Origin of the sequence: Aeromonas sp. R10-2, assembly GCF_040908445.1 — a bacterium.
Lineage (GTDB): Bacteria > Pseudomonadota > Gammaproteobacteria > Enterobacterales > Aeromonadaceae > Aeromonas > Aeromonas veronii.
In genome coordinates, this window is the sequence record NZ_JBFODS010000012.1 from 62326 (window position 1) to 71943 (window position 9618).

The following is a 9618-nucleotide window of genomic DNA, read 5'->3' on the forward strand; positions in this document are numbered from 1 at the left end:
CGGGGCAAAAAGGGCATTCTAACGCCATGGGCTTGTATTCACAGGGGTTAATCACAACAATGTGGGCAATTTCCACCGCCTGCGCCAAACCCCAGTGAGTCAATCCATGGACAAGAAACTGACCATCCTCGATATCGCCCGCCTCTCGGGGGTCGGCAAGTCGACTGTCTCCCGGGTGCTCAATCAGGATCCCAAGGTGAAGCAGGAGACCCGCGAGCGGGTGGAGCAGATCATCGCCGAGCACGGCTTCGTGCCGAGCAAGTCGGCGCGAGCCATGCGTAGCCAGAGCCAGCAGGTGGTGGGGATCATCGTCTCGCGGCTCGACTCCAGCTCGGAGAATCAGGCGGTGCGCGGCATGCTGGAGACCCTCTACCAGCGCGGCTACGACGCCGTGCTGATGGAGAGCAAATTCTCCCCCGCCAAGGTGCAGGAGCATCTGGCGGTGCTGGAGCGGCGTGGAGTGGATGGCATCATCCTGTTTGCCTTCAACGATTTGGACTATGCCGCCATGGCGCCGCTCAGGGATAAGCTGGTGCTGGTTGCCCGAGAATATCCCGGTTTCTCCTCGGTTTGCTTTGACGATGTCGGCGCGGTGCGCACCATGCTGGCGCAGCTGGCAAGCCGTGGCGCCCGCGACATCGCCTATCTGGGGGTGGATGCCTCGGATCTCACCACCGGCCAGCGCCGCCTCGACGCCTATCTCGCTTACTGCGCAGAGCGAGGGTTGCGCCCGTGCAGCGCCCTCGGCGATCTCAGCCTGCAGAGCGGCTACCGGCTGGCGGCCGAGCTGCTGACGCCCTCCACCCAAGCGTTGGTCTGCGCCAGCGACACCCTCGCCATCGGTGCGGCAAAATATCTGCAAGAACAAGGGCGTAGCGAGGTGCTGGTGACCGGCCTTGGCAACAATCCCATGCTCAGTTTCCTCTTCCCCAACGCCCTCAGTCTCGATCTTGGCTACAAAGGGGCGGGGGAGCAGGCGGCGCGTCAGCTGCTCGGCCAGATTGAGCAGGATCAGCCTCCGCTGGTGACAATCGCCCCCTGTCGAACCCTGTGACCCCCATCACTTCCGACTGAACAAAAAGTGCGCTTTTTGTGATGCTGGCCACGAATTGGGAACGTTCCCATTTCGATCTGGCCAGATTGTCGGCATGCTAAATGGGAACGATACCAAAAACGCTCCGGCCGACAGACTGGCTCAAAAGGGCGATACAGACCACTATTCAATGGCGTCACAGAGGGAAGACCCATGTCCAAGATCAACGCACAGCAGCTTGCCACCCTGATCGACAAGATCGGCGGCAAGGAGAACATCGCCACCGTCAGCCACTGCCTGACCCGGTTGCGCTTCGTCCTGAACGATCCGGCCAAGGCCGACAGCAAGGCCATCGAGACCATTCCGGCAGTGAAGGGAAGCTTCACCCAGGGCGGTCAATTCCAGGTGGTGATCGGCAACGAGGTAGAGCAGTGGTACAAGGCGCTGACCGAACAGCTCGGCGTCAGCGGTGGCAGCAAGGAGACCGCCAAGCAGGCGGCACGCCAGAACATGAACCCGCTGGAGCGGGGCATCTCCCATCTGGCAGAGATCTTCGTACCGCTGCTGCCCGCCATCATCACCGGCGGTCTGATCCTGGGCTTTCGCAACGTCATCGGCGACATCAAGATGTTCGACGATGGCACTCACACCCTCACCGAGATCAGCCAGTTCTGGGCGCAGGTACACGCCTTCCTCTGGCTGCTGGGCGAGGCGATCTTCCACTTCCTGCCGGTCGGTGTTTGCTGGTCTGCAGTGAAGAAGATGGGTGGCTCCGAGATCCTCGGTATTGTGCTGGGGGTGACGCTGGTGTCACCGCAGTTGATGAACGCCTACGGCATTGGTCAGCAGACCCCCGAGGTGTGGGACTTCGGCCTGTTCGTGATCCAGAAGGTGGGTTATCAGGCCCAGGTCATTCCGGCGCTGCTGGCGGGTGTCTTTCTCGCCTGGGTTGAGACCAACCTCAAGCGGATCATTCCGGCCTATCTCTATCTGGTGATTGTGCCGTTTGTCTCGCTTTTGCTGGCAGTGATCGTGGCCCACGCCTTTATCGGCCCGTTCGGTCGCTGGATTGGTGATGGCGTCGGTTTCGCGGCCAAGGCTGCCATGACCGGCTCCTTCGCTCCCATCGGTGCTGCCCTGTTCGGTTTCCTCTACGCGCCGCTGGTCATTACCGGTATCCACCACACCACCAACGCGGTGGATCTGCAGCTGATGCAGAGCATGGGTGGCACCCCGATTTGGCCGCTGATCGCCCTCTCCAACATTGCGCAGGCGTCTGCGGTCGTCGGCATCATTCTGATTAGCCGCAAGGAGAACGAGCGGGAGATCTCGGTACCTGCCGCCATTTCCGCCTACCTCGGGGTGACCGAACCGGCCATGTACGGTATCAACCTCAAGTACAAGTTCCCCATGTTGTGCGCCATGGTGGGGTCCAGCCTTGCCGCCCTCATCTGCGGTTTCGCCGGGGTGATGGCCAACGGCATCGGGGTAGGCGGCCTGCCGGGCATCCTCTCCATCCAGCCGCAATACTGGGCGGTGTTCGCCATCGCCATGCTGGTCGCCATCGTGGTGCCGGTGGTGCTGACCTTGCTGGTCTACAAGCGCCAGCAAGCCGCTGGCAAGTTGGCCCAAGCCAGCGCCTGACACTGATTATCAGGGCGACCCGCGGGTCGCCCTCTCCATTTCATATCCGAGACAAGAGAAAGACCCATGAGCCAAACACCCTGGTGGCAGAGTGCCGTGATTTACCAGATTTACCCCAAGAGCTTTCAGGATTCCGCTGCCCGTGGCACCGGTGATCTCAAGGGGATCATGGCCCGCCTCGACTATCTCAAGACCTTGGGCGTCGATGCCCTCTGGCTGACCCCGGTTTATGTTTCTCCGCAGGTGGACAACGGCTACGACATCGCCGACTACCTTGCCATCGACCCCGCCTACGGCACCATGGCAGATTTCGAGGCGCTGCTGGCCGCCGCCCACGCGCGCGACATCCGCATCGTGATGGATATAGTAGTGAACCACACTTCCACCGAGCACGCCTGGTTCAAGTCGGCGCTGGGGGATAAAAACAGCCCCTACCGCGACTACTACATCTGGCGCGATCCGGTGGATGGCGGCGTGCCCAACAACTGGCAATCCAAGTTTGGTGGCTGCGCCTGGGAGCTGGACTCAGCCACCGGTCAGTACTACCTGCACCTGTTTGCCCGCGAGCAGGCGGATCTCAACTGGGAAAATCCGGCGGTGCGCGCCGAGGTGAAAAAGATCATCCACTTCTGGGCCAAGAAGGGGGTGGACGGTTTCCGGCTCGATGTCATCAACCTTATCTCCAAGGATCAGACGTTCCCGAACGACGAGATTGGCGATGGCCGCCGCTTCTACACCGACGGGCCGCGCATCCACGAATTTTTGCAGGACGTGAGCCGCGACGTGTTTGCTCCTGTCGGCGCCATGACGGTGGGGGAGATGTCCTCTACTTCACTGGAGCACTGTCAGCGCTATGGCGCCCTCGATGGCTCCGAGCTCTCCATGGTGTTCAACTTCCATCACCTCAAGGTGGATTACCCCAACGGCGACAAGTGGACCAAGGCTCCGTTCGATTTCATCGAACTCAAGCGCATCTTCAACCACTGGCAGAGTGGCATGCACGGCAAGGGGTGGTCGGCGCTGTTCTGGTGCAACCACGATCAGCCGCGCATCGTCTCCCGCTTCGGTGACGAGGGTGAGCATAGGGTGGTGGCCGCCAAGATGCTGGCCAGCACGCTGCACGGTTTGCAGGGCACCCCCTACATCTATCAGGGGGAGGAGATCGGCATGACCAACCCCGGCTATCAGCGCATCGATGACTATCAGGATGTGGAGAGCCGCAACATCTTTGCCATCAAGCAGGCCGAAGGGATGAGCGAGGCCGAGATCCTCGCCATTCTCGGTGCCAAGTCCCGCGACAACTCGCGCACCCCGATGCAGTGGAGCGCTGCGGCCAACGCCGGTTTCACCAACGGGACACCCTGGCTCAAGCCAGCCGCCAACTATTCCGAGATCAATGCCGAGGCGGCGCTGGCCGACCAGCACTCGGTGTTCTGGCACTACCGGGATCTCATCGCCCTGCGCAAGGCGCACCCCATCTTCACCCAGGGGGATTATCAGGAGCTGCTGACCGGGCACCCGCAGATCTGGGCCTATGCCCGCCGCGCCAACGGTCAGACCCTGCTGGTGGTGAGCAACTTCTACGGCGAGCCGGTTGAGTTTGCCTTGCCTGCCGAGCTGCAAAGCGGGCAAGGTCGGCTGCTGCTCGGCAACTACCTGGATAGCCCGGCCCAACCGCAATCGGGTATGCTGCGCCCTTATGAATCCCTGATCTGGCTGATGGAGTAGGTAATGGAGAAGGTGGTACGTGGTGCCGAGTGGCAGAAGATGGTGGCGGGGGAGCCTTATGATGCGGGTAATCCCGAGCTGAAAGCGGCGCGCGAGCGCTGCCGCAGGCTCTATCACACCTTCAACACCAGCTGGCAGGAGAAACCGGCGCGGGATGCTTTGCTGCACGAGCTGCTCGGTGGACGTGGCAACGAGTGCGCCATCAATCCGCCGTTCTTCTGCGACTATGGCGCCAACATCTTCGTCGGCGAGAACTTCTACGCCAACGTGGGCTGCACCATCCTCGACGTCTGTGAGGTGCACATCGGCGACAATGTGCTGCTGGCGCCCGGGGTGCAGATCTACACCGCCGCTCACCCGGTGGCAGTGGCGCCGCGCATCAGGGGTGTCGAGTTCGGCAAGCCGGTGCGGATCGGCCACAACGTCTGGATTGGCGGCAGCGTCGTCATCTGCCCCGGTGTCACTATCGGTGATAACAGTGTCATCGGTGCCGGTTCGGTGGTGACCAAAGATGTGCCCGCCAATGTGGTGGCGGCTGGCAACCCTTGCAAGGTGCTTCGGGCGATGACGGCACAGGAGCTTGAAGACGTCATCCAGCGGTGAACAGGGGCCATGAATGCAATTGCTATCTGACTGATAGAAAAGCAACTTTCAGATTGTTTTGCATTCAGTGCTTATGTTCGGGGCCGCTTGGCCGATACTGTTGAGTGCAGGAGGAACCCTATGGATATATCAAGTTCTGCAAATGCGTCGTTTGGTTCTGCTCTGATGACGGCCAGTCTGGCCAAGAAACAGCAGACCCAAGAGGGCGAAGCTGCGCTGAAGCTGCTGCAAAACGCAGCGCAATCAGCGCCGGTTGCACCGACATCGGCCAGCGCTTCCCTGGGAAGCAAGATCGATATTCGCGTCTGACCCTAATGAAAAAGCCCCCATCTCGCGATGGGGGCTTTTTTATCTCTGCGATTTGCGGGATCAGACCGGGAAAGGAGCCGGCGCCTCGAAGGTCATCCGTTCCCCGCTGCGGGGGTGGCTGATGGTCAGCATGGCCGCATGCAGGTAGAGATGGGGGGCAGCCGCCAGCGCATCCGGATGGGCGTAGAGGTTGTCACCCAGGATCGGATGCCCCAGCTCCAGCATATGGACGCGCAACTGGTGCGAGCGACCTGTGATGGGAGTCAGCTTGATCAGGCTGTTGCCGTTCTCCACTTTCAGTTTTTCCCACAGGGTCAGGGCGTGACGCCCCTCCTCGTGATCCACCTTCTGCTTCGGGCGGTTGGGCCAGTCGACGCAGAGCGGCAGGTCAACCTGTCCCGACTCTGCTTCCGGCTCACCCCACACCCAGGCGAGGTAGTGCTTCTCGGTCTCCCGCTCGCGAAATTGTCGGCTCAGCTCCCGATGAGAGTTGGGATTGAGGGGAATGACAATGACGCCAGTGGTGGACATGTCGAGGCGATGAGCTGCCGCCGCCTTGGGGTGTTGCTGTTTCACCCGATGCAGGACGCTGTCTTCATTCTCGGGGCCGCGCCCGGGGACGCTTAGCAGGCCAGTGGGCTTGTTGACCACCATGATGTCCTTGTCCTTGAACAGGATATCGAGCCAGGGTTCCAGAGGCGGTGAGTATTCAAACATAAATGTCTCGCATCAGAAGGTGGGGGCAAGCCCCCATCAGTTATGGGTAACCACGACAAAGCGGCCTTGGGTATCCAGTTTGAGCTGGGTCTGGCCGCTGTCGGTCGGTACCTTGTCAGTTATGGGTGACCACGATAAAGCGGATTGCATCCAGCTTGAGTTGGGTCTGATCGATCAGGTGGTGCAATTCTGCCTGCAGATTGCGCAGATAATCCAGTTCGCTGTCTCGCACGTTCGGGTTGACCGCCTTGAGCGCTTCCAGACGATCCAGATCCTGCTGCAGGGTCTGCGCCATCTGGGCACGGGCCTTGTCGACAATCCCGGCTTTCAGCTCTTCGGCAATGGCCTGGCCCTTGCCAATCAGACCGTGGATCACCGGCTGGGATGCAGTCACGAGCTTGCTGCCGAGGTGGCGATTGACCGGCGTCAGCTGGCGGTTGAAGGCATCGAACGCCACTTTCTCACCCAGATTCTGGCCGTTCTTGTCCATCAGCAGACGGATCGGCGTCGGCGGCATGAAGCGGTAGAGCTGGGGATGGGCCGCAGACTCGGCAACGAAGATCAGCTCAAGCAGGATGGAGCCGATGGGCAGCGCCTTGTTCTTGAGCAGTGCGACCGAGGTGGCACCGATCTCGGAGCCCAGGATCAGGTCGATACCGCCGCGCATCATGGGGTGATCCCAGGAGAGCAGCGCCATGTCATCCCGCGACAGGGCTGTGTTGCGATCGAAGGTGATGGTCATGCCGTCTTGCGGCAGGCCCGGGAAGCTGGAGACCAGCATGTGATCCCCGGGGGTCAGCACCAGCGCGTTCTCGCCACGGTCATCCTGATTGACGCCGATCTCGTCGAACATCTTGAGGGCGAAGGAGATCATGGCGGTGTCGTCATCTTCGGCGGCCAGCTTGTCGACCAGCTGCTGGGCGGCGGCGCCACCGCTGGAGTGGATCTCCAGCAGGCGATCGCGGCCCTGCTCCAGTCGAGCCTTGAGCGGCTCGTGCAGTTCGCGGGTCTTGACCAGCAGGGCGTCGAGGGCTGCCTGATCGCCGGTGTTGGCAGCCAGCAGCTCGAACAGCTCTTCACGTACCGCTTCGAATACCGGGCGGGCCGTCGGGCAGGTCTGCTCGAACGCGTCCAGACCATCGTGATACCAGAGCTGCAGGGCGCGCTGGGCAGTCCCTTCCAGATAGGGAACATGGATCTCGACGGTGTTCTGCTGACCGATACGATCCAGTCGGCCGATCCGCTGTTCCAGCAGATCCGGGTTGAGGGGCAGATCGAACAGCACCAGATGGCTGGCAAACTGGAAGTTGCGGCCTTCTGAGCCGATCTCGGAGCAGAGCAGCACCTGGGCGCCACCCTCTTGCTGGGCGAAATAGGCGGAGGCCTTGTCCCGCTCGAGGATCGACATCCCTTCGTGGAACACGGCACCACGGATCCCTTCACGAGTGCGCAGCGCCTCTTCCAGCGCGATGGCGGTTGCTGCTTCGGAGCAGATCACCAGCACCTTCTGCTGACGGGCAGAGAGCAGCAGCTCCAGCAACCATTCAACGCGTGGGTCGAACTGGGTCCAGGTGGCGTTGTCGCCTTCGAACTGCTGGAAGATCTTCTCGGGATAGAGGTAGCGCAGGGCGCGGGTCTGCAGATCGCCACCGTTGCCACCCATCATGCCCATCACCTTGATGGCAGTCTTGTACTGCTCCGGCAGCGGCATGGGGTAGACGTTGAGGTGACGCTCGGGGAAGCCCTGAATATTGGCGCGGCTGTTACGGAACAGCACCCGGCCGGTGCCATGCTGATCCAGCAGCTTGGCGACCGCCTGCTGACGGGCGGCGGCATCGCTCAAGTCCAGCCCTTCCAGCTGGCTGGCGAGGATCTGTTTGGCTTCATCGCTCAGGGTCTCGCCATCCAGCAGCTCTTGCGCGGCGCTCGCGACCTGACCATAGGCCTGCTCCTCGGCGAGGAAGGCCTCGTAGTCGTAGAAACGCTCGGGATCGAGCAGGCGCAGACGGGCAAAGTGGCTCTGGTGGCCCAGCTGATCCGGGGTGGCGGTCAGCAGCAGCACGCCCGGCACCTGTTCGGCCAGCGCTTCCACCATCTCATAGGCGCGGCTCGGCGCCTCTTCACTCCATTCCAGATGGTGCGCTTCGTCGACAACCAGCAGATCCCACTCGGCTTCCAGCACTTGCTCGAAGCGACGGCGCTTCTTGCGCAGGAAGTCGAGGCTGCAGATCACCAGCTGTTCGGTCTCGAAGGGGTTCTCCGCATCGGCAAATGCCTCGATGCAGCGCTCCTCGTCAAACAGGGAGAAGTGCAGGTTGAAGCGGCGTAGCATTTCGACCAGCCACTGATGCTGGAGCGTTTCGGGCAGCAGAATGAGTACGCGATGGGCACGGCCGGAGAGCAGTTGCTGATGAATGATCATGCCTGCTTCGATGGTCTTGCCCAGACCCACCTCATCGGCCAGCAGTACACGCGGAGCGTAGCGGTGACCCACTTCATGAGCGATATAGAGCTGGTGCGGGATCAGGCTGACCCGGCCACCGGCCAGACCGCGAGTCGGGTTGCGACGACGTTGGTGCTGGTTGACCAGCGCCTCGTAGCGCAGGGTGAAGCGGGACATCCGATCGATCTGACCTGCGAACAGGCGATCCTGCGGCTTGTTGAACTTGATAAAGTTGTTGAGAAACACTTCCTTGAGGGCAACGGGCTCATCATTGTCGGTGCGCACACCTACATATATAAGCAGGCCGTCTTTCTCCTGCACTTCGTCGACCGTCATGGTCCAGTCTTCGTGACTGGTGATCTGATCGCCCACATTGAAGCTGACCCGGGTGACCGGCGCCTCTTCTTTGGCATACATGCGGTTTTCACCGGTAGCCGGAAACAACAGGGTAACCATGCGTCCTTCAACAGCAACGACAGTCCCCAACCCCAGATCCGTCTCTGTATCACTAATCCAACGCTGGCCAAGTGCAAAAGGCATTAAACTCTCCAAAGCCCAAGAGTGTGTGAATCGCAAAGGGGCGCTATGTTACCCGAAGGCGTGACCTCGATCACCATGGATATAGATGTAGAGAGACCAAATCGCCACAACCTTGATCTGCTACCATCGCCACACCATATAAAGGTAGCGATATCGCCAAACGGGTGTGTTATTGCAGGATAAATGCGCTTTTTGGGTGATTAGTGAACGGTTGAACCAAAAATGCGAATTTTATTCGAAAAGCCCCTTGCAAGCGTGATCCAGATCCCTATAATGTGCCTCCATCGACAGGGCAAGCGGCAACGCAAACAACCTCGTCGATAACCTCGAAAAGCCTTTGCAAATAAGGCTTGACTCGAGAAGGCGGTTGAGTAGAATTCCACTCCCGCAGCAACACACTGTTGCATCGCTCTTTAACAATTTGAATCAAGCAATCTGTGTGGGCACTCACAGCATCGAACATCAAAACAATTTTTGATTTTCAATGTCTGGTGAAGTGACCAAGACGATTTCTTAGCAATAAGAAGTCGAACAGTTTATTTCAGCAATTCATTGAGCCGCTTTTCGAAGCAACCAAACTTAAATTGAAGAGTTTGATCAT

General features: G+C 60.1%; 7 protein-coding genes. 5 read left to right on the top strand and 2 right to left on the bottom strand.

All coding sequences use genetic code 11. The annotated features are described in order from the left end of the window. Positions 1 to 106 precede the first annotated feature (106 nt). From treR to AB5Y97_RS01860, 5 genes are all read left to right on the top strand, one after another. On the top strand, positions 107 to 1054 hold the full coding sequence (treR, locus tag AB5Y97_RS01840) for a trehalose operon repressor TreR (RefSeq protein ID WP_368157192.1): 948 nt from the start codon (positions 107 to 109) through the stop codon (positions 1052 to 1054). Between the two features lie 192 nt (positions 1055 to 1246). Further along, on the top strand, positions 1247 to 2677 hold the full coding sequence (gene treB / locus AB5Y97_RS01845; RefSeq protein ID WP_005336043.1) for a PTS trehalose transporter subunit IIBC: 1431 nt from the start codon (positions 1247 to 1249) through the stop codon (positions 2675 to 2677). Positions 2678 to 2743: 66 nt separating this feature from the next. Next, entirely contained in the window at positions 2744 to 4405 is a 1662-nt protein-coding gene (treC, locus tag AB5Y97_RS01850) for an alpha,alpha-phosphotrehalase (protein ID WP_368157193.1), read from the top strand. Between the two features lie 3 nt (positions 4406 to 4408). Beyond that, positions 4409 to 5008: a sugar O-acetyltransferase gene (locus AB5Y97_RS01855; RefSeq protein ID WP_338456055.1), complete on the top strand. Its 600-nt coding sequence runs from the start codon at positions 4409 to 4411 to the stop codon at positions 5006 to 5008. A gap of 120 nt (positions 5009 to 5128) precedes the next feature. Continuing rightward, positions 5129 to 5317: a hypothetical protein gene (locus AB5Y97_RS01860; protein WP_005336040.1), complete on the top strand. Its 189-nt coding sequence runs from the start codon at positions 5129 to 5131 to the stop codon at positions 5315 to 5317. A gap of 60 nt (positions 5318 to 5377) precedes the next feature. On the opposite strand, the gene rluA is transcribed toward AB5Y97_RS01860, so the two are convergent. Together rluA and rapA are read right to left on the bottom strand one after the other, a co-directional pair. After that, positions 5378 to 6034 (bottom strand): bifunctional tRNA pseudouridine(32) synthase/23S rRNA pseudouridine(746) synthase RluA, encoded by a 657-nt coding sequence (gene rluA, locus AB5Y97_RS01865; RefSeq protein WP_042081022.1) that lies wholly within the window; start codon positions 6032 to 6034, stop codon positions 5378 to 5380. Positions 6035 to 6149: 115 nt separating this feature from the next. Continuing rightward, positions 6150 to 9017 carry an RNA polymerase-associated protein RapA gene (rapA, locus tag AB5Y97_RS01870; protein ID WP_201947259.1) on the bottom strand — a complete coding sequence of 956 codons (2868 nt, stop codon included), beginning with the start codon at positions 9015 to 9017 and terminating at the stop codon, positions 6150 to 6152. Positions 9018 to 9618 lie beyond the last annotated feature (601 nt).